A 20,508-nucleotide genomic window follows, 5' to 3' on the forward strand; every position below is an offset into this window, starting at 1 on the left:
TCAGAGCTCTTGGCAGAACTCGCGTAGCGCCGCGAGGCGTTGCTCGGCCGCTGCTGTCGCATCACCGATCGCGGAACGGTCTGCGACCGGTTCGATCACTTCCAGGTAGCACTTGAGTTTCGGCTCGGTGCCCGAGGGGCGGATCACGACGCGCGAGGTGGCGCCCTCGAAAATCAGCGCGTCGGTGCGCATCCGGCCGCGGACCTGCAGCAGGTCGGTGTATTTCATCGGCTCGGCGGCGAGTTCGTCCGGCGGGGCCGTGCGCAGTCGGTCGACCACCGCGGCGGCCGCAGTCGCGTCCGGTAGCCGCAGGGATACCTGATCTCCTGCGTGCAGACCGAATTCGACTGCGTAGTCGTCGAGTTCGTCGAACAGGGTGCGGCCCGCGGCCTTCAGCCGGGCGACCAGGTCGGCGGCGAGCATGGCGGCGGAGATGCCGTCCTTGTCCCGCACCGTGGCCGGGTCCACGCAGTGGCCGATGGCTTCCTCGTAGGCGTAGACCAGGCCGTCGCCTGCTCGGGCCAGCCATTTGAAGCCGGTGAGGGTTTCGGCGTAGCGGGCGCCGCGGGCGGCGGCGAGCTTCGACAGCAGCCGCGACGACACGATGGTGGTGGCCACCAGTGCGTCCTGTGGCGCGGTCCGCAGTACGTAATCGCCGAGCAGCACACCGGTTTCGTCGCCGCGCAGCATGCGCCAGCCGCCGTCGGCCTTCGGGACGCCGACGGCACAGCGATCGGCGTCCGGGTCCAAGGCGATTGCGATGTCCGCGCTGACCCGTTGTGCGGTGGCGAGCAAAAGGTCGGTGGCGCCGGGTTCTTCGGGATTCGGGAAGGCGACGGTGGGGAAGTCGGCGTCGGGCGCGAATTGTTCGCCGACCACGTGCACGTGGCGCAATCCCGCAGCGGCGAAGGCTGCCACCGCGGTGTCGCCGCCGACGCCGTGCAGCGCGGTCAGTGCGATCCGGATGTCATCGCGTTCGCCGGGGCCGCCGATCAGCTCGGGCAGCCGGGCCACCCGGTCGATATAGCGCCGCACCAGGTCGTCGTCGGCCGGGGTGACCGGAGTGCGGGCGATCGGTTCGGTGACCGCCTCGATGCAGCGTTCGATCTCGGCATCGGCCGGGGCGATCAGCTGCGAGCCGCCGTCAAGGTACACCTTGTAGCCGTTGTCGGTCGCGGGGTTGTGTGACGCGGTGATCTGCACTCCGGCAACGGCGCCCAGTTCCCGCACCGCGAACGCGACGACCGGTGTCGGCAGCGGACGTGGCAGCAGCGTCACCGGAAAGCCCGCGGCGGCAAAGATTTCCGCGGTGGCAATGGCGAATTCGGCGGAGCCGTGCCGAGCGTCGCGGCCGACCACCACCGCGCCGCCGCCGAGGCAGCGCCCGCGCAACCAGTCGGTAAGTCCGGCCGTCACCCTGCCCACGGTGGTCGGGTTCATGCCGTCGGGGCCGTCCTGTAGTGGCCCGCGCAGCCCGGCGGTGCCGAAGCGCAGCATCTAGACCCGTTCCAGCACGCCACGCAGCAGTTTGCCGAGGCGCGGTGCCGCCGCGTGTCCCTCGGCGAGTACCTCGGCGTGCGAGAGATGCGCGCCGGTGACGCCCGCGGCCAGGTTGGTGACCAGCGAAATCCCCAACACCCGGGCGCCGAGCGCACGGCAGGCGATGGCCTCCAGCACCGTCGACATGCCGACCAGGTCGGCGCCGATCGTGGACAGCATCCGGATCTCGGCGGGCGTCTCGTACTGCGGTCCGGTCAGGCCCGCGTATATGCCCTCGGTCAGGCTCGGGTCGATTTCCCTTGCCAGCGCGCGCAATTCGGGATCCCAGGCATCGACGAGATCGACGAACGTGGCGCCGGTCAGCGGCGTGCGGCTGGTGAGATTGAGATGGTCGCCGATCAGCACCGGCTCGCCGACGTCCAGTCCCTCGCGGATCCCGCCCGCCGCATTGGTCAGCACCATGATCTCGGCTCCGGCCGCGACGGCCGCGGTCACCGGATGCACGACCTCGGCGGGCTGGTAGCCCTCGTACAGATGCTGGCGGCCCATTAGCAGCAGCACCGGGGTTTCGTTGACTGTGACCGAATGGACCATGCCGACGTGTCCCTGCGCGCTGGGCGTCCCGAATCCGGGCAGTTCCGGCATCGGCACCGACGCGGTCGGCGTGCCGATCTCCGCGGCCGCCTCCTGCCAGCCCGATCCCAGCACCACCGCTACCCGGTGGCGCTGCACCCCCGTACGTTCGGCGATCGCCTCGGCGGCCTGTTCGGCAAGCATGACCTCACTGTATTGGATTGGCGCGCCCGTGGCTCGACGGGTTCACGGTCGCCTGCCGATTCGCGCCGGAATAACTTGCTACCCGTGAGTAGGTCTGCGCGCGGGTCCCCATTACGCGGCACGCATGCACGCCAAGGCGCTGGCCGGCCCCGCGGTCGAGACCACCCCGGAGAACCTGGCGTTCGCGGCCGGATAACCCACACACGCGACGCGTGTAACACTGTGTGCCATGCCACCACCGCGCAGCGGGCACCAGGATTCATACAGCGAAGAACACGCTGCGGTGCCCCTTGACGCTGGAACTGCGGCGCCCTTCGACGCTGGAGCGCTGGCCGACGCCGCGATCATGGCCGCGGCCGACGAGTTGATCGGCCTCTCGCACGCCATCCACGCCGAGCCGGAACTGGCCTTCGAGGAGACCCGCAGCGTCGCCAAGACCATCGCGCCGTTGGCCGCGCGCGGCTTCGAGATCGAGACCGGCGTCGCCGATCTGCCGACCGCATTCCGCGCCAGCTACGGTAGCGGCGAACTCACGGTCGGCCTCTGTGCGGAGTACGACGCGCTGCCGGGGATCGGACATGCCTGCGGGCATAACATCATCGCCGCGGCCGCCGTCGGCGCCGGGCTCGGCCTCGCAGAGGTCGCCGACGCGCTCGGCATCACCGTCGTGGTGTTCGGCACGCCCGCCGAGGAGAGCGGCGGCGGCAAGGTGCTGATGCTCGAGCGGGGCGTCTTCGACGACGTCGCGATGGCGATGATGGTGCACCCCGGTCCGTTGGACATCGTCGACGCGCGCTCGCTGGCGCTGGCGGACCTGTCGGTGCTGTTCCACGGCCGCGAGGCGCATGCGAGCGCCGCGCCGGAACTGGGCCTCAATGCGGGTGACGCGGTGACCGTCGCGCAGGTAGCTCTGGGGTTGCTGAGGCAGCATCTCCGGCCCGGGCAGCAACTGCACGGTATAGTCAGCGACGGTGGCGTAGCCCCCAACATTGTGCCCGGACGTGCGGAACTGCTGTATTACCTACGCGCAGTCGACTCCGCATCCCTCGATAATCTGATGCAACGGGCGTCGGCTTGTTTCGAGGCGGGCGCGCTGGCGACCGGCTGCACTCACGAAATCCGGACGGTTGCGCCGACATATACCGAGCTAACCCCCGATCCGGGTTTACTGTTTGCCTATCGCGAGCAGATTGTCGACTTGGGCCGGGTGCCGATCGCACCGGAGTTCGAGGCGCAGCGACCGCTCGGGAGCACGGACATGGGCAACGTCACCAACGTCATACCGGGCATCCATCCGGTCATCGGCATCGACGCCGGTGGGGCGGTGACGCATCAGCCAGGCTTCGCCGCGGCGAGTATCAACGCCTCGGCCGATCGTGCGGTCACCGATGGTGCGCTCGCGCTTGCGCGTACCGCTATTGCCATCGCCCGCGATTATGTTCGTAGAGACAGGTTGTTGCAACGGTGCGTTCAACGACAGGAGGACATTCGGTGAGCACTACCGGCCGTTCGGCGGAGCGAGCGAGAAGCCCGGAGGCGGCAGCGTGGGTAACCACGGCGGGCCTCGGGAGCGCCGCATTGTCGAACCCAGTGGCAGCCGGACAGGAAGCGGTCGAGGGCTGGCTGGCCGAGCACACCGTCGACCTCGTCCATTGGCGCAGACACATCCACGCCAACCCGGAGCTCTCCCGCACCGAGTTCGCCACCACCGAGTTCGTCTCGTCCTGGCTGATCAAGGCCGGGCTGTCGCCGCAGCCGCTGCCCGGCGGCACCGGACTGATCTGTGACATCGGGCCGGACGGACCGCGGATCGGATTGCGCGCCGATATGGACGCACTCCCGCTGCAGGAGTTCACCGGACTCAGCTTCGCTTCCACCGTGCCTGGCGTATCGCACGCCTGTGGGCACGACGCGCACACCGCGATTCTGCTGGGCACCGCGCTCGCGCTGGCCGACGCCGATCTGCCACAGGGTGTGCGACTGGTGTTCCAGCCCGCCGAAGAGGTGATGCCGGGTGGCGCGATCGACGTGGTCGCCACCGGCGCCATGGAGGGTGTGGAGCGGATCTTCGCCCTGCATTGCGATCCCCGGCTGGAAGTCGGCCGCGTCGGAGTCCGGGTCGGGGCGATCACCTCGGCCGCCGACACCATCGAGCTAGTGCTGGATTCACCGGGCGGGCACACCTCGCGACCGCATCTGACCAGTGACCTGGTCTACGCCATCGGCACCGTGATCACCGGGTTGCCCGGGTTGCTCAGCCGCCGCATCGATCCGCGCACCAGCACCGTGATGGTGTGGGGTGCGGTCAGTGCGGGCAAGGCGCCCAACGCGATTCCGCAGACCGGCATGCTCACCGGCACCGTCCGCACCGGCGATCACGCGACCTGGTCGCTGCTGGAACCGATGGTGCGGGAGATTGTGGACGGGCTGCTCGCGCCGACCGGGGTGCGCTATCAGTTGAACTACAAGCGCGGCGTGCCGCCGGTGGTCAACGACGAGCAGTCGACCCGAATTTTCGAGGACGCCATCCGCCGCATCGGTCCCGACGCGTTGGCCGACACCATGCAGTCCGGCGGCGGCGAGGACTTCTCCTGGTACCTGGAGGAGGTGCCGGGTGCGATGGCACGCCTCGGTGTCTGGTCGGGTCATGGCGAGCAGCTAGATCTGCACCAGCCGACGTTCGATATCGACGAGCGTGCGCTGGCGGTCGGTGTCCGCGTGCTCAGCAACATCGTGCTGCAAGCGGGCTGAGTACAGATCTCACGAAAGCGATGCGGCCGGAACCCGAATGGTCCGGCCGCATCGCTTTGTCCGTGGTCGTTCGACCGAAATCGTCTCGGGTCAGCCGAAGTTGCCGGGGCCGACGTTGCGGCTGTTGCGGGTGCGCAGCGCATGGACGTAGTCCTCGGGCGCGCCTGCCTTCTCGGCAGCATCCGCGATCACACCGATATAGCGCGCCGAGGGTAGGCCGCCCTCGTAGGCGTCCAGCACGTATAGCCAGGCCAGGATCGGCTCCACGCCGCTACCCGGGCTCGGCGTGACGCGCAGCCGGACCTTGCGGTGGATGCCGAAGTCGGAACCCTCCCAGCGATCCAGTCGCTGCTCGTCCTCGGGGGAGACGTCGTAGAGCACGACGAAAACCCGTGAGCCAGGCTCTTCGACGACGGTGGCCAGTGGTCCCTCCCAGCCGATATCGTCGCCACTGAAGGTGAGACGCCAGCCCTCCAACCAGCCCGTACCGGACATGGGGGAGTGCGGACAGCGCTCGAGCATCTGGGACGAGTCCATGTTCGACCCGTAAGCGGCGTAGATCGGCACCAGCAAAGGGTATCCAATAACCTGCGCGCATCGTCTCTATCCCAACGAGAGATCACCGTGTGTTCGCCAGCTAACGTTGTTTACCGGTACCGGAGATCCCGGTCGAACAGCTCGAGCGGAGGTATCCGTGACCCGCATTGCGATCATCGGCGGCGGTCCGGCCGGCTACGAAGCGGCATTGGTGGCGGCCCAGCACGGTGCCTCGGTCACCCTGATCGACAGCGACGGCATCGGCGGGGCGTGTGTCCTGTGGGACTGTGTGCCGTCGAAGACTTTTATCGAGTCGACGGGCGTGCGCACCGACCTGCGTCGCGCCCGTGACCTGGGCATAACCCTTGATCCGAGCCAGGCGACGATTCAGCTGCCTGAGGTGAACGCGCGCGTCAAGGCGCTCGCGCTGGCGCAGTCCTCCGACATCCGATCCAAGTTGCAGACCGTCGGCGTGACGGTGCTGCAGGGGCGCGCGCAGCTGGCCGATCCGGCAACAGGACTGGCCGCGCACCGGGTGCATGCGGAGCTGGTCGATGGCACGGAGCAGATTCTCGAGGCCGAGGTTGTGTTGATCGCCACCGGTGCGAGCCCGCGCGTGTTGCCCGGCGCGGAGCCGGACGGCGAACGGATCCTGAACTGGCGTCAGCTCTACGATCTGCAGGAGCTGCCGGAGACCCTTGTGGTGGTCGGATCCGGTGTCACCGGCGCCGAATTCGTGTCCGCCTACACCGAGATGGGTGTGCAGGTGAAGCTGGTGTCCAGCCGCGACCGGGTGCTGCCCGGCGAGGACGCGGACGCGGCGCTGGTGCTCGAGGACGCGCTCGCCGAACGCGGCGTCGAGTTGGTCAAGCACGCGCGCGCCGACGCGGTGGAGCGCACGGCCGAGGGCATTGTGGTCAAGCTGTCCGACGGCCGGACTGTCACCGGCACGCACTCTCTGATGACCGTCGGCTCGACCCCCAACACCGACGGTCTTGGGCTGGACAAGGTCAGCATCGAACTCGACCGCGGTGGCTATCTGCGGGTGGACCGGGTCTCGCGGACTTCGGTGCCCGGCATCTACGCCGCGGGTGACTGCACCGGCCTGCTGCCGCTGGCCTCGGTGGCCGCGATGCAGGGCCGCATCGCGATGTATCACGCGCTCGGCGAGGGCGTGAGCCCGATCCGGTTGAAGACGGTCGCCTCGGCGGTGTTCACCCGCCCGGAGATCGCCACCGTCGGCGTGAGCCAGACCGCCATCGACAACGGCGATACGCCCGCCCGCACAGTGATGCTGCCGCTGAACACCAACCCACGGGCCAAGATGTCGGGCCTGCGACGAGGTTTCGTCAAGATCTTCTGTCGACCCGCGACCGGCGTGGTGATCGGCGGCGTGGTGGTGGCGCCGATCGCCTCGGAGCTCATTCTGCCGATTGCCCTTGCGGTACAGAACAATCTGACGGTGAACGATCTCGCACAGACCTTCTCGGTGTATCCGTCGCTCACCGGCTCGGTCACCGAAGCCGCGCGGCTACTGATGCGCCACGACGACCTGGACTGAGAGCCGCGCGCCGGCGGCCACGAACATGTGACGCCGCGGCGCCGCGATCGGACACCAGTGTTCCTGTGGTTGGGCATCTTTCATCGCGTTGCCTGTCCGGCTTACTTGTGGTTCACTTCCCGCAGAGATGCGATCGGCGGGCCGGTCGCGTGGTTCTGTTGTGGGGGGATCGATCCTTTCCAAACGGGAACGCCGAACGGCCCTGAGGCCGTTGGGCGGCCGACCGTCTCAACAGGGACAACTGAGTGCGGCCGGTCCGGTCACACTCGGGAAAGGGATTGCGAAAGTGAAACATCGTAAGCCGAGTCGGGCGCAGCGAGCGATGGCGAGCACGTCGTTGCCACTGGCGACCGCGGCCGCTGTGGCCACTCTCTTCGCGGCGCCGGCGGGGGCAGTTCCGAACGACCAGCCGACTACACCACCGGCTCCGGCTCCGGCTCAGCCGGGCGCTACCGACGCGCCGCCCACGGATCAGGGCCAGCCGGAAACCACCAAGCCGGATCCCGGCAAGCCCGAGGCGAAGCCGACGCCGAGCCAGCCGGGCGTCACCACTCCGGATCCGAACCAGATCATGCCGAATCCGCCGAAAGATCCGAAGCTGGCTGCGCCGACCCAGCCGGGCGTGACCACGCCGCGCGTGGCGCCGCTTCCGGTTCCGGGTCAGCAGCCCGGTACGGCACAGCCCGCCGTGGCACCGGATCCCACGGTTCCCGGTGCGCAGCAGCCGAAGCCGGCTCAGCCCGCGACGCCGGGTACCCCGACCACACCGGGTAGCGATTCGAACGCGCAACCCGCGCAGCCGGACACGGAGACCCTGGTCCAGACGCCACGCTGGGTGGCGCCACGGCTGCAGGCCGCGCCTGCCGCTCCGGTCGTCGAAATGGACGGCCCGCACCAGGAAGTCGGCGCGAACATCGACGGCGGCACAGTGCTGCCCGGCTACGTTGCCAACACCCACCACTTCAATAACGCGGCGGGTTACGTCGGCACCGTCGGGTATCGCACTCCGACGGGCGCCGGTGAAGCCGGTGTGTCGCTCGAGTACGTCGGTGCCAACACCATCAAGGTCACCAGCTACACCGGTGGCGAGGGGCTGGCGGACAACAAGACCTCCACGGTCGTGGACACCACCCAGCTGAATATGGCCAAAGCCGCCGTCGAGCATTGGATCGCGGCGCAACCTGGTGGAGCAGCTGCCTTGGAAGCCGCCGCGCAAGTTAAACTTCCGGTGCCGGCGGGCGAACTGGCTCCGCAGACGGTCAACGTGGCTGGTGTTACCACCCAATGGGGTGGCTCGCTCCAGTACTGACACGAGCTGATTCGACGGGTGGGGTGGTCGTTCGCGACCACCCCACACGTGTGTCCTGGGGAAAGGATTTGGTGTGGGCTCCGAGGATGATGCGAAGGACAACGAATCCGATCAGTCCGGGTCGGGGTTCGGTCCGCCGTTGGATGACTTCGGTCCGCCGGTATCGGAATTCGGCCCGCCGGTCTCGGAATTCGGCCCGCCGGTGGGCGAATTCGGTCCCCCGGTCGGTGAATTCGGTCCGTCGACGCGCGGAAAAACTCCGCAGTGGCAGGTGCCCGAGCCTGCCACCGATCATCCCGAGCTGATTTGGCGGCCCGCGGACGAACCACCGACGACGCCGCCTCCCGCGCAGTATCGGGCGCCCGACACGACGGTTTTTCCCGATGGGCCGCCGCCCGCCGCACCGCCCGCTCGGCAGCCGCAGCCTCCGGCCGATTCCGACGAGGACCTCACCGTTCGTCACACCATGCCGCCCGCGGGCGTCGATCGTGATACCTGGTGGAATCGGCCCACGGATTCCGGCGGTGTGCCGACATCGCCGCCGGAGCCGTCGCGCAGGTCCGAGTCGGTAGGCCTGTCGTGGTCGGACGACCCGATCGCCAAGCGCCTCACACCGAGCCCGGCCATCCCTACCCCGGTCTTCACCCCGAACCGGAAGCACAGATCGCGAGGCCGTGGGATCGTTCTCGGCGCTGTCGTCGCGATCGCGGTCGTCGTCGCGCTCGCGGTGACCATCGTCGCGGTGAAGCGGGACAGCGGTGGTGGCGGTGGGGTGGCCGCGTCGCCGCCCGCCACGACCACGGCCGCGCTGAGCTGCCCGACCAGCCGGGAAGGTAAGGTCACCGTGGGCAACGGTGCGGGTGATACCGCCAGTGCGCCGGGCGCGATCCTCGGCTTTCAATACTCGTTCTATGTCGAGCGAAGTGGCGAACGCGCCAGGAGGTTCGTCGATCCGGAGGCATTGAACGTGTCGACGGCCGACATCATCCAGCAGGCCATCAACGACCAGATCCCGATTGGCACCACTCATTGCCTGCGGATCACCGAGTTGGCCACCGACACCTTCGACGTCGACCTCACCGAGCACCACACCGACGGTGTGACGACCGTCTACCGGCAGACCGTCACCACGACAAACCGCGACGGTAAGACCCTGATCTACGCCATCAGGGATCGGGCTTGACCGCCGCTCCGTGCGTTCAAGCCCGCTGGGATTCCCATTATTTGGGAATCCCATTTCATATGCTGGTAGCGCTGTGAGACAGTGGGATATCCGTACCGTGGCGCCCCCGGAGGTTTCCCATGTCGTCGACCATTCCACCGCTAGCAGGCAAGCTCGGCGGGCTGAAGAGTTCGGCGATTCGTGATCTGCTCGAGCTGACCACGCGCGGCGATGTGATCAGCCTGGCCGGCGGGCTGCCGGATGCGGAATTGATGCCGAGGGAGCGGCTGGCGGCCGCTGCCGAGGCCGCACTCGGCGGCACCGGTTGCCTGCAGTACACCGCGTCGCCCGGGTGGGCGCCGCTGCGCGAGGTGCTCACGCAGCGTGAGTCGGTCAAGCTGGGGCGCACGGTGGACATCGACGAGGTGTTCGTGACACACGGCTCGCAGCAAGCGCTTTCGCTGCTGGCCGAGGTGTTGCTCGATCCCGGCGCCGTGGTGATCGTCGAGGACCCCGCGTATGTCGGTGCGCTGCAGGTGTTCCGGGCCGCGGGCGCGCGGATCGTCGCGGTGCCGCTGGATGCTGAGGGCATGCGGATGGACGTGCTCAGGGAGCTGATTGCCCGCGGCGAGCGTCCTGCGATGGTGCACACCGTGAGCAACTTCCACAATCCGGGCGGGGTGACCATGAGCCCGCGGTGTCGCCAGGAACTCGCGGAACTCGCCGAGGCGCACGGTTTCTGGGTGATCGAGGACGACCCCTACGGCGAACTGTGGTTCGATCAGCCCGCACCGAATCCGATTGCGACATACTCGCGCAACGTGATTCGACTGTCCAGCGCTTCGAAGATCCTCTCGCCCGCGCTCCGGGTCGGCTGGATGGTTGCGCCGGACCAGGTCTGCCGCGCGGTGGAATTGCTGAAACAGGGTGCGGACCTGTGTGGTTCGGCGCTGACCCACCAGATCGCCGCCGACCTACTCGCCGACGACGCCTGGCTGACCGCCCACATCGATAGCGTGCGCACCGCCTACGGCGACCGCGCGAAGGCGCTGGTGCACGCCGTGCGCAACCGCTTCGGTGACCGCGTGGTGTGCACCGACGCGGCCGGCGGCATGTTCGTTTGGGCCGACTTCACCGATGGCACCGACACCGAACAACTGCTGCCACGAGCCCTCGAGGCGGGCGTCGCCTTCGTCCCCGGTTCCGCCTTCGCGGTCGACGGCGGCTACCAGAGCTCGATGCGTATGTGCTTCACGACGTCCGACGCGGCGACACTGGAAGAAGCGATCGACCGCCTAGGTCGCGCCACTGATCGTTAAATCGTCGGCATCCCGTCCGCTGGGCTCGATCCCGCGCCGGTCGCGGTAGGCGGTGCGAATGGATTGTGGCGGTCATCGGAATGAATTACTGCGTCAATCCACCCAGTTGTAGGTGCGTTCGACCGCCTTGTTCCAGGCGGCCAACTGCTCGTCGCGGTCCTCGGCGGACATGCTGGGTTGCCAGGTCTTGTCGGCAGACCAGTTGGCGCGGATCTCCTCGGTGCTCTCCCAGACGCCGACAGCGAGTCCGGCTGCGTAAGCCGCACCGAGAGCGGTGGTTTCGTTGACCACCGGGCGGACCACGGGAACGTCGAGGATGTCGGATTGGAACTGCATGAGCAGGTCGTTGCCAACCATGCCGCCGTCCACCTTGAGGGTGGTCAGCTCCAGGCCGAGTTTCTCGGATTCGGCATCGGCGCGCATGGCGTCGACTACCTCGCGGGTCTGAAATGCGGTGGACTCCAATACCGCTCGCGCCAGGTGACCCTTGTTCACGAAGCGGGTGAGTCCGGCGATCACGCCGCGGGCGTCCGGGCGCCACCGGGGCGCGAACAAGCCGGAGAAGGCGGGCACGATGTAGGCGCCGCCATTGTCGTCGACGCTGCGGGCCAGCGGTTCGATCTCCTCGGCGGCGGAGATGATGCCGAGGTTGTCGCGGAACCATTGCACCAGTGAGCCGGTGACCGCGATGGAGCCCTCCAGCGCGTACACCGCATCCTCGTCGCCGAGCCGATAGCACACGGTGGTGAGCAGTCCGTGCTTGCTGACGACAGGCGTGTTCCCGGTGTTGAGCAGCATGAAATTGCCGGTGCCGTAGGTGTTCTTGGCCTCGCCGGGCTTCAGGCACGCCTGTCCGAAGGTGGCGGCCTGCTGGTCGCCGAGAATGCCCGCGACCGGGATACCGGCTAGCGGTCCCGCAGTGATGTCCGCGTACACCTCCGATGAACTGCGGATTTCCGGCAGCATCGCCTGTGGCACACCGAATTCCGCGCAGATCTCTGGATCCCATTGCAGCGTGCGAAGATCCATCAGCATGGTGCGCGATGCGTTGGTGACGTCGGTGATGTGCTCGCCGGTCAGGTTCGACAGCAGCCAGCTGTCGATGGTGCCGAAACACAGCTCGCCCGCCTCGGCTCGATCGTGCGCGCCCTCGACATGATCGAGGATCCAGCGCAGCTTCGGCCCCGCGAAGTAGGTGGACAGCGGAAGCCCGGTGCGATTCTGATACCGCGTCGCGCCGGATTCGCCGCCCAGTTCGGTGCAGAGTCGGTCGGTGCGGGTGTCCTGCCAGACGATGGCGTTGTAAATCGGCTTGCCCGTGGCGCGTTCCCACACCACGGTCGTTTCGCGCTGATTGGTGACGCCGACCGCAGTGATACCGCCCGCATCGAGGCCGGTGGTCTTCAGCACCTCGCCGAGCACGAATTCGGTATTGCGCCAGATGGTTTCCGGATCGTGCTCGACCCAGCCGGGGCGCGGGAAGATCTGCTCGTGCTCGCGTTGGGCGATGCCGACGACACGGCCCTGCCGGTCGAAGACGATGCACCGACTCGAGGTCGTGCCCTGATCAATGGCGGCCACATAGCGACGCATTTGTGCAGGCTACCGGGTGTGGGCCAGTGGGCCGCCCTTCAGGGCGGTGGTGAAGGCCCACGGGGGAGGCCCGTCAGGGCCGAGCGTGTTCTAGACCGGGTGGTCCTGTTGCTTGATGTACTGCCGCAGCACCGAGATCGGTGCGCCGGCGACCGACCCGGCGAAGTACGATCCCGACCACAGCTTTTGGGTGCGCCAGTAGTGCTGGACCAGGTCGGGGAATTCTTGGCGCAGTCTGCGTGAGGACACGCCTTTGAGACATCCCAGGGCTTAGCTTGTCAAGCTGCGGCTTGTTGATCTTGGGTGTGGTGTGTCCAGGCGGTGGTCTCGTTGTAGAGGGTTCCGGATTTGAGGCAGCCGTGGAGGATGCCCACGAGCCGGTTGGCGACCTGACGCAGGGCGGCACGGTGGGCTAGGCCGCGGGCGCGTTGCTTGTCGTAGTAGGCGCGGGCTCCCGGCGATACGTTGAGCGCACTGAATGCTTGGGCCATCAGCGCGTCGACGAGCCGGTCCTGGTGCACGAACCGGGCCGCGACGACCTTCATTTTCCCCGAGGCGCGGGTGATGGGGCTGGTCGCGGCATAGTTCTTGCGGGCCTTGGCGCTGGCGTAGCGGGTGGGGTCGTCCCCGAACTCGGCGAGCACCCGGGCGCCGAGGATCTTGCCCAGTCCTGGCTGGGACAAGATGATCTCAGCGGCCGGGTGCCGGCCAAAATGGGCCTCGACCTCCCCTTGCAGGACTTTCACCTGCTCGTCGAGGGTGGCCAGGACCGCGACCGCGGCGCGGGTCCCTGCCGCGTAGGCCGCCGCGATGACCTGGTTGCGGCCCAGCTGCTCGCTGCGCAGGATTGCCTGGATACGGGCGGCTCTAGCGTCGAGGTCGCCGCGGCGGCCGGCCCGCTTCAGCGCGGCCCGGATCTGGTTGAGCGACAACCGCGCCGCGGCGGCCGGGTCGGGTGCCTTGCCGAGCAGCTCCAGGGCGTCGGGAGCGTCGAGGTCGTCGAACGCTTCCAAAGCGGCGGGGAAGTACTCCCGCAACGCGTACCGTAACCGCTGCGTGTGGCGGGTGCGTTCCCAGATCAACGTTTTATGTGCTCGCGCAACAACTTTCACCGCTTCTGCGGCGGGACTGTCCCCGGCGACCGGACGCAACTGGTGCGCGTCGGTACGGACCATGTCGGCAAGGGTATGCGCGTCGGCGGCATCGCTCTTCGCACCCGAAACGCTGCGGCGTTCCCGGAACCGGGCCGCCTGCAACGGGTTCACCGCGTACACCGTGTAGCCGGCCGCGATCAACGCCGCGACCCACGGGCCACGATCGGTTTCGATCCCGATCCGTACCCGCGCGGCATCGGCGTCGTCGCCGAGGTGTTCACCGATCATGGCGTGCAGCCGGGTGATCCCGGCGATCCCTTCCGGTAATCGAGCCTTGGCCAGCCGTTTCCCGGCCTCATCCATCAGCTCGACATCGTGGTGGTCCTCGGCCCAGTCATCACCGACCAGCAGCACAGCTGTTCCCTCTTCATCGTTGTCGGACACCAAATCCGGCAGCGTGCGGGAGAACGTCGGCGACCTAATGAATCGGTGCTCACGCCGTCATGCGGCAGGCACGACATCCCATCAGCGATCCATTTCTCCCGGCCGACCGGCAGGGGCACGATCTCAAAGCAGGACTCGAAGTCCGGGGCCAATCAGTGCTCACCTACCAGCCGCTACCAGTAGCGAGTCTGCCCGATCGACCGACCCGCTACATCTCATTAGGGAGTTCACCAGCCGCGACAACGCGACCTTCGGCGGGAAGTTCACCAGGAGGTGCACGTGGTTCGCCTCTCCGTTGAACTCGACTAGTTCGCACTCGAAGTCCGTGCACACCACCCGCATGACCTCCTCCATCCGCTCCAAGTGCCGGGCAGAGAACACCCGGTGCCGATACTTCGTCACGAAAACCAAATGCGCGTGCAGGACGAAAACGCAGTGCCTGCCAGTGCGAATCTCGCTGTAGTCAGCCATACACCAATGTTACGATCATCGTGTGCAGCTGCGGTACCAGTTCCGTGTCTACCCGACGCCCGGCCAGCAGGAGTCGCTGGCACGCGCGTTCGGGTGTGCGCGGGTGGTGTACAACGATGCGTTGGCGGCGCGCGAGCAAGCGCGGCGTGACGGGGCGCGGCGTATTTCGGACGCGGAGTTGTCGAAACGCTGACCGAGGCGAAGAAGACACCCGAGCGGGCATCGCTGTGTGAGGTCTCCTCCGTTGTGTTGCAGCAAGCGTTGGCGGACCTGAACACCGCCTACCGCAACTTCTTTCAGTCCGTCACCGGGAAACGCAAGGGCGCCAGGATCGGGCCGCCGAGGTTCCGGTCCCGCCGCGACAATCGTCAGTCGATCCGGTTCACCCGCAACGCCCGCTTCACTGTCACCGAAGGTGGCAAGCTGCGGTTGCCGAAGATCGGGGATATGCGGGTGGCGTGGTCGCGGGAGTTGCCGTGCGAGCCGTCGAGCGTGACGGTGATCACCGACAGTGGGGGCAGGTATTTTGCGTCGTTCGTGGTCGAGGTCACCGGGCAGGTGCTGCCCGAACGTGTTTCGGAGGTCGGTATCGACCTTGGATTGACGACGTTCGCGGTACTCAGCGACGGACAAATCGTCGCCTCGCCGAGGTTCTTGCGCCGGGCGCAGCGAAGGTTGCGGAAATCGCAACAAGCGTTGTCCCGCAAGGAGAAAGGCTCCAACAACCGGATGGAGGCCCGGCTCAGGGTCGCCAGGGCTCACGCCACGGTGGCCGATATGCGCCGCGACTTCGCGCACAAACTGTCTACGGCGATCATCCGTGAAAACCAAGCGGTGTACGTCGAGGATCTGTGTGTGAAGGGGCTTGCGCGGACCCGCCTGGCAAAATCTGTGCACGACGCCGGATGGGGGATGTTCACCCGCATGCTGGAGGAGAAAGCTGCCCGGTACGGGCGGTATTTCGCCAAGGTCGACCGGTTCTTCCCGTCGTCGCAATTGTGCTCGGACTGCGGGGTGATCGACGGGAAGAAACCGCTGTCGGTGCGGTCGTGGACGTGCCGGTGTGGCGCCGTCCACGATCGGGATGTGAACGCGGCACGAAACATTCTCGCCGCCGGGCAGGCGGAGAGACGAAACGCTTGTGGAGCGCAGGTAAGACCGGAACCTGTTCCGGCACCGCGCGTTGAAGCAGGAACCCGCCGAGAGCGCCGTTCGGCGCTGGTAGGAATCCCCGGCCTTTATGCCGGGGAGGATGTCAATAAACGCACCGCGCGATTCGTGGTGAACGGCGCTGCGCGGTGCGGATCAAAATTCAGAACGGACGGCAGAACTTGGTAGGCGTCGAACGGCAAGCCGCACCGGGCGACGGCTGAGCGGCCAACGGTGCCGCGCGATGTCCGTCGAACGGCTGAGGGCGCCGCGCATTACATCGCAGTGCGCGTGTCGCCGGACTAGGGTGGGCGTTGGTTACCGATGGGTAGCTCTGGGCGACACGGAACGCGCCCCGGCCAGGGATTCGTCCGCGATTCGCATAGCCTGTACCAGAGCACCTCGATCGTGTGTCCGTGAAGACAACCACGTCGTCTACACCCCGACGCCGGCGTCGGCTTGAGGAGTCGAGCATGACCAAGAGACCGGAATCGCAGTTCCTCGGCCCCGAGCAGCGCACGGCCGCGTGGGAGCGTTTCGGCAAGGAACATTTCGATGTGGTCGTTATCGGCGGCGGTGTGGTCGGCGCCGGGATCGCGCTCGACGGGGCTACCCGCGGTCTGAATGTCGCGCTGGTCGAGGCGCGCGATCTGGCCTCGGGTACCTCCAGCCGGTCGTCGAAGATGTTCCACGGCGGGTTGCGGTATCTGGAGCAGCTGGAGTTCGGGCTGGTGCGCGAGGCATTGCGGGAGCGTGAACTCGCGCTGTCCACGCTGGCGCCGCACCTGGTGAAGCCGCTGCGCTTCCTCTATCCGCTGACCCGGCGCGCCTGGGAGCGCCCGTACGTGGCGGCCGGGCTGTTGCTCTACGACACCATGGGTGGCGCCAAATCTGTTCCCGGCCAACATCATCTATCGCGCGCGGGCGCACTGCGACTGGCGCCCGGGCTGCGCCGCGACTCGCTGATCGGTGGCGTCAGTTACTACGACACGGTCGTCGACGATGCCAGGCACACCATGACCGTGGCCCGCACCGCCGCGCACTACGGCGCGGTGATCCGCACCTCCACCCAGGTGGTCGGCTTCCTGCGGGAGGCAGATCGGGTAGTCGGGGTAAAGATCCGTGACAGCGAGGACGGGCGCACCGGCGAGATTCGCGCCCATGTGGTGATCAATGCGACCGGCGTGTGGACCGACGAGGTGCAGGCGCTCTCGAACAACCGCGGCCGGTTCCACGTGCGTGCCTCCAAGGGCGTGCACATCGTGGTTCCGCGCGACCGCATCGTCAGTGACACCGCGCTCATCCTGCGCACCGCCACCTCGGTGCTGTTCGTCATCCCGTGGGGCGCCCACTGGATCATCGGCACCACCGATACCGACTGGAATCTGGACCTCGCCCATCCCGCGGCGACCAAGGCCGATATCGGCTATCTGCTAGAGCGGGTGAACCAGGTGCTGGTCACCCCGCTCACCCACGACGACATCGACGGCGTCTACGCGGGCCTGCGGCCGTTGCTCGCGGGGGAGAGCGATTCGACCTCGAAGCTCTCGCGCGAGCATGCCGTCGCGCGGGTCGCGCCGGGGCTGGTCGGCATCGCGGGCGGCAAGTACACCACCTACCGGGTGATGGCCTACGACGCGGTCGACGAAGCGGCGCAAGACATTCCGGCCCGGGTGGCGCCGTCGATCACCGAGAAGGTGCCGCTGCTCGGCGCCGACGGTTACTTCGCGCTGATCAACCAGACGGTGCAGCTGGCCGAGGCATACAGCGTGCACCCGTATCGGATCGAGCACCTGCTGGACCGCTACGGCTCGCTCATCGACGAGGTGATGGCCATGGCCGACGGCAAACCCGAACTGCTGCAACCGATTATGGACGCCCCGTCGTATCTGCAAGTCGAGGCCGTCTACGCCGCCGCCGCGGAGGGCGCGCTGCACCTCGACGACATCCTGGCCCGGCGCACCAGGATCTCCATCGAATACCCGCACCGCGGCGCCAACTGCGCCGAACAGGTGGCCCGCCTGGTCGCGCCGGTGCTCGGCTGGGATGACGACGAAATCGACCGTGAGGTACTGACTTACCAGGCCAGGGTCGAGGCCGAGATCCGTTCGCAGACCCAGCCGGACGACGCCTCCGCCGACGCACTGCGCGTCGCCGCACCCGAACCCCGCCCGGAAATCCTGGAGCCGGTACCGCTGGACAGCTGAATTCAGCTGTGGCTCAATGACGGCGGCGGCGAATGGGTGCCCTGGCCGCGCGGTTGGGCCGTCAAGGGTTTCGCGTCAGACGACCACACCTTGCAGTGCCCGCAGTTCGGCCGTGTTGTGCGCGGAGAACGCGGTCACCTCGTCGCCGTGGTCGCGCACCAGCTCGCGCAGCCGCTGCTGGTTCTCTACTCGCGGACCCGGCAGGGTCTGTACGAAACCTTCGAAGATCGAGATGCCGAGCGGCTGATGCGGCCGGACCGGGTCGAGCTTGCCGGGATGGTAGTAGGAATCGCCCGCCGACAGCAGCCAGCCGTCGCCGGTGTCGATGGCCACGCCCGCGTGTCCACGGGTGTGTCCGGCCAAGGGGACAAGAAGAATCTCCGGTGGCAGCCCGGTCAACTCTCGCACCGCGTCGAACCCGAACCAGCTTTCACCGAAGTCCGCGTAGGTCTCCCACCGCGGGCCGTGCTGGAACTGTGGCGCCTTGTAGCGGAAGCGTTCCGGAGCGGTATGCGCGCCTTCCAGTGCGCGCAGTTCCTCCGCGTAGACGTGCACGCGGGCGTGCGGGAAGTCGGCGAGGCCGCCCGCGTGATCCAGGTCGAGGTGGGTGAGCACGATGTCGCGGACGTCCTCGCGGCGGAACCCGAGTGCCTCCACCTGGTATGCCGTTGTCTCCTCGAGCTCGAGCACCGGATTGGTGAGTCGCAGGAACTTGCGGCCGAGCCATTCCTTGGGGCGTAGTACGGACTGTTCGCCGATTCCCGTCTCCACCAGCACGAGTCCAGAGTCGCGTTCGATCAGCAGGCAGTGGCAGACCATTTCGGCGCGGCGCAGCGGGCTGCCGGTGCCATCAATGAGTCGGCCGCCGAAGGGGCGCATGGTGCCGCCGTTGAGGTGATGAATTCGCATCAGGAGAGCTCTCGTTCGAGGGTGGTACGGAGGTGATCGGCGACTGCCCGCAGTGGGGCGACATCGCGCTGGGTCTTGGCGAGCAGGAGGGCGCCCTCGATCATGGCGAGGGCCGCGGTGGACAACTGCGCGGCCCGGTCTTCGTTGATTCCGTTGTCTCGCAGGAACTTTTCGATTGTCGCACGCCAGGATTCGAATCCGGCGGCGCAGGCCTGCCGGATCGGCTCGCTCTCGGCGGACGCGTCGAGCGCGATGGTCGCGATGGGGCAGCCGCGCTCGAAGCCGGAGTCGACGAGGATCGCGGTCAGTGCGTCGAAGGCGGCGTCGAAGTCGCCGCCGTTGGTGAGGGTGGCGTCGAGTGTTGCGCGCAGCTGGTCGCCGGACTGGGCGAGGGCCTCGGCCGCGAGTTGTTCCTTGCCGCCAGGGAAGTGGAAGTAGAAAGAGCCCTTCGGAGCGCCACCCGCGCTGACGAGCTGGTTCAAGCCGGTGGCGTGATAGCCCTGGGTGTGGAAGAGGTCGGCGGCGGCATCGAGGAAGCGCTGCCGCGAGTCGGTGCGTGATGCCATGCCTCCGACGGTACACGAACTATGACGACCGGTCTAGTGATTCTGTGCAGGTGATCGCTCTGTCTCTCGGTGGAGATCGACGGCGGTCTCGGGACCGGCGTGGGCGAATCGCCCACGGGGGCCGTCGAATGCAGCAGACAGTAGGTGAACACCACGGTGGCGATGGTCGCCAAGGCGGTTACGAGCAGACGAACGGCAATCGCGAAATGTCGTGGCCTGCTTGTTGGCCCAATCATCATTCGCCTTGCTTTCGTAGTGCTCGCTAACGCATCCGAAGTGTTTGTCGCGCGGCAGTGCTGAGGTATTAGCAAAGTGACCGCAAATCACACCGACAGCAGGGTGACGTGCGTGTCGGCGCTCGTATGTGTGCAGCTCAGCTGGGCGAGGGCTGGCAGCGCGGGCAGAAGTAGATGCCGCGTTCGCGCTGAGTGATTCGGTCGGCGGGGTCGGTTTCGCCGAGCAGGTGGACCACGATGGGCGTGCCGCAGCGTTGGCACGGTCGGCGGGTGCGGCCGTAGGCCAGCGGGCGCCAGGGCGGTTGGGTGGCGGCCTTGGTGAGCACTCGATGCGCCTCGTGCACCAGCGCGAGCAGGTCTGGGACGTCGGCGACCGGGGTGGCCGGGTGGACGCGGCGCAGGAAACAGATCTCGCTGCGGTAGATATTGCCGATGCCTGCCAGGTTCCGCTGGTCGAGCAGGGCCAGTCCGATGGGTTGTGTGGCGTGCTGGGTCAGCTGTCGCATCGCCTCGGTGACGTCCCAGTTGTCGCCGAGGAGATCCGGGCCGAGGTGGTCGGTGGCGGTGTGTTCGTCCGCGCGCCGCAGCACTTCCACGGTGCCGAGCGAAAAGCCGACGGCCTCGGTGTCGTCGGTGCCGAGCATCAATCGCGCGGTCACCCGCGGCCGGGTCCACCGCTCACCGGTGCAGTAAGTTCGCCACTCGCCCTCCATTTTCAGGTGCGTGTGGACGCTGACGTCGGGTGTCCGGATGAACAGGTGTTTGCCGTAGCTGCCGACGCTCTCGACCCGTTGTCCGCGCAGGTCCACCGTGGCGTAGCCGGGCACCCGGAAATCGTTGCGGGTCAGCGTCTTTCCAGCCAGCGCCAGCCGCAGCCTGCTCGCGGTCAGGAAAACCGTGTCGCCTTCAGGCATGATCCGACT

Annotated in this window: 17 protein-coding genes and 2 pseudogenes; 9 read left to right on the plus strand and 10 right to left on the minus strand. The window is 67.3% G+C overall.

All coding sequences use genetic code 11. The features are described 5' to 3' along the window. Positions 1 to 1,497 (minus strand): phospho-sugar mutase, encoded by a 1,497-nt coding sequence (locus tag ACV7NQ_RS23500; RefSeq protein ID WP_463361623.1) that lies wholly within the window; start codon positions 1,495 to 1,497, stop codon positions 1 to 3. Further along, positions 1,498 to 2,277: a purine-nucleoside phosphorylase gene (locus ACV7NQ_RS23505; RefSeq protein ID WP_463361624.1), complete on the minus strand. Its 780-nt coding sequence runs from the start codon at positions 2,275 to 2,277 to the stop codon at positions 1,498 to 1,500. 346 nt (positions 2,278 to 2,623) lie between these two features. Between ACV7NQ_RS23505 and ACV7NQ_RS23510 the strand changes: the two genes are divergently transcribed. Continuing rightward, the gene (locus ACV7NQ_RS23510) at positions 2,624 to 3,772 is read left to right on the plus strand and encodes a M20 family metallopeptidase (RefSeq protein ID WP_463365787.1); all 1,149 of its coding nucleotides are present in this window, start codon (positions 2,624 to 2,626) and stop codon (positions 3,770 to 3,772) included. A gap of 83 nt (positions 3,773 to 3,855) precedes the next feature. Continuing rightward, positions 3,856 to 5,028 carry a M20 family metallopeptidase gene (locus ACV7NQ_RS23515; protein ID WP_463361625.1) on the plus strand — a complete coding sequence of 391 codons (1,173 nt, stop codon included), beginning with the start codon at positions 3,856 to 3,858 and terminating at the stop codon, positions 5,026 to 5,028. Positions 5,029 to 5,118: 90 nt separating this feature from the next. Here the strand turns inward: ACV7NQ_RS23515 and ACV7NQ_RS23520 are convergent, their stop codons facing one another. Continuing rightward, complete coding sequence (locus ACV7NQ_RS23520) at positions 5,119 to 5,595, minus strand: gamma-glutamylcyclotransferase (protein WP_463365788.1); 477 nt, start codon at positions 5,593 to 5,595, stop codon at positions 5,119 to 5,121. Between the two features lie 127 nt (positions 5,596 to 5,722). Between ACV7NQ_RS23520 and ACV7NQ_RS23525 the strand changes: the two genes are divergently transcribed. The 4 genes from ACV7NQ_RS23525 to ACV7NQ_RS23540 all read left to right on the plus strand — a co-directional run bounded on the left by ACV7NQ_RS23525 (position 5,723) and on the right by ACV7NQ_RS23540 (position 10,916). Continuing rightward, positions 5,723 to 7,126, plus strand: coding sequence for an NAD(P)H-quinone dehydrogenase (locus ACV7NQ_RS23525; protein ID WP_463361626.1), 1,404 nt, complete (start codon positions 5,723 to 5,725; stop codon positions 7,124 to 7,126). A gap of 322 nt (positions 7,127 to 7,448) precedes the next feature. Then, positions 7,449 to 8,435: a hypothetical protein gene (locus tag ACV7NQ_RS23530; protein ID WP_463361627.1), complete on the plus strand. Its 987-nt coding sequence runs from the start codon at positions 7,449 to 7,451 to the stop codon at positions 8,433 to 8,435. 73 nt (positions 8,436 to 8,508) lie between these two features. Then, positions 8,509 to 9,618 carry a hypothetical protein gene (locus ACV7NQ_RS23535; protein WP_463361628.1) on the plus strand — a complete coding sequence of 370 codons (1,110 nt, stop codon included), beginning with the start codon at positions 8,509 to 8,511 and terminating at the stop codon, positions 9,616 to 9,618. A gap of 119 nt (positions 9,619 to 9,737) precedes the next feature. Beyond that, complete coding sequence (locus ACV7NQ_RS23540) at positions 9,738 to 10,916, plus strand: aminotransferase-like domain-containing protein (RefSeq protein WP_463361629.1); 1,179 nt, start codon at positions 9,738 to 9,740, stop codon at positions 10,914 to 10,916. A gap of 93 nt (positions 10,917 to 11,009) precedes the next feature. Here the strand turns inward: ACV7NQ_RS23540 and glpK are convergent, their stop codons facing one another. From glpK to tnpA, 4 genes and pseudogenes are all read right to left on the minus strand, one after another. Continuing rightward, positions 11,010 to 12,509, minus strand: a complete 1,500-nt coding sequence (gene glpK, locus ACV7NQ_RS23545) for a glycerol kinase GlpK (RefSeq protein WP_463361630.1) — start codon at positions 12,507 to 12,509, stop codon at positions 11,010 to 11,012. Between the two features lie 90 nt (positions 12,510 to 12,599). Then, positions 12,600 to 12,767, minus strand: a pseudogene (locus tag ACV7NQ_RS23550) (IS200/IS605 family transposase); the annotation flags it as partial. Positions 12,768 to 12,787: 20 nt separating this feature from the next. Beyond that, on the minus strand, positions 12,788 to 14,017 hold the full coding sequence (locus ACV7NQ_RS23555; protein WP_463365766.1) for an IS110 family RNA-guided transposase: 1,230 nt from the start codon (positions 14,015 to 14,017) through the stop codon (positions 12,788 to 12,790). A 249-nt stretch (positions 14,018 to 14,266) separates the two neighbouring features. After that, positions 14,267 to 14,518: pseudogene (tnpA, locus tag ACV7NQ_RS23560) on the minus strand (IS200/IS605 family transposase); the annotation flags it as partial. 22 nt (positions 14,519 to 14,540) lie between these two features. Here tnpA and ACV7NQ_RS23565 point away from each other — a divergent pair. From ACV7NQ_RS23565 to ACV7NQ_RS23575, 3 genes are all read left to right on the plus strand, one after another. Then, positions 14,541 to 14,711, plus strand: a complete 171-nt coding sequence (locus tag ACV7NQ_RS23565) for a helix-turn-helix domain-containing protein (RefSeq protein WP_463361631.1) — start codon at positions 14,541 to 14,543, stop codon at positions 14,709 to 14,711. Positions 14,712 to 14,764: 53 nt separating this feature from the next. Further along, the gene (locus ACV7NQ_RS23570) at positions 14,765 to 15,856 is read left to right on the plus strand and encodes an RNA-guided endonuclease InsQ/TnpB family protein (RefSeq protein ID WP_463361632.1); all 1,092 of its coding nucleotides are present in this window, start codon (positions 14,765 to 14,767) and stop codon (positions 15,854 to 15,856) included. 284 nt (positions 15,857 to 16,140) lie between these two features. Beyond that, on the plus strand, positions 16,141 to 17,874 hold the full coding sequence (locus tag ACV7NQ_RS23575; protein WP_463361633.1) for a glycerol-3-phosphate dehydrogenase/oxidase: 1,734 nt from the start codon (positions 16,141 to 16,143) through the stop codon (positions 17,872 to 17,874). A gap of 75 nt (positions 17,875 to 17,949) precedes the next feature. Here ACV7NQ_RS23575 and ACV7NQ_RS23580 read toward each other — a convergent pair whose 3' ends face one another. From ACV7NQ_RS23580 to ACV7NQ_RS23590, 3 genes are all read right to left on the minus strand, one after another. Beyond that, on the minus strand, positions 17,950 to 18,783 hold the full coding sequence (locus tag ACV7NQ_RS23580) for an MBL fold metallo-hydrolase (RefSeq protein WP_463361634.1): 834 nt from the start codon (positions 18,781 to 18,783) through the stop codon (positions 17,950 to 17,952). Continuing rightward, positions 18,783 to 19,349: a TetR/AcrR family transcriptional regulator gene (locus tag ACV7NQ_RS23585; RefSeq protein WP_463361635.1), complete on the minus strand. Its 567-nt coding sequence runs from the start codon at positions 19,347 to 19,349 to the stop codon at positions 18,783 to 18,785. Before ACV7NQ_RS23585 ends, ACV7NQ_RS23580 begins: the two co-directional genes overlap by 1 nt. A 373-nt stretch (positions 19,350 to 19,722) precedes the next feature. After that, a complete protein-coding gene (locus tag ACV7NQ_RS23590) occupies positions 19,723 to 20,499 on the minus strand; it encodes a DNA-formamidopyrimidine glycosylase family protein (protein WP_463361636.1) in 777 nt (258 codons plus the stop codon). Between the last annotated feature and the right edge of the window lie 9 nt (positions 20,500 to 20,508).

The organism is Nocardia sp. Tas62D01 (assembly GCF_055232035.1).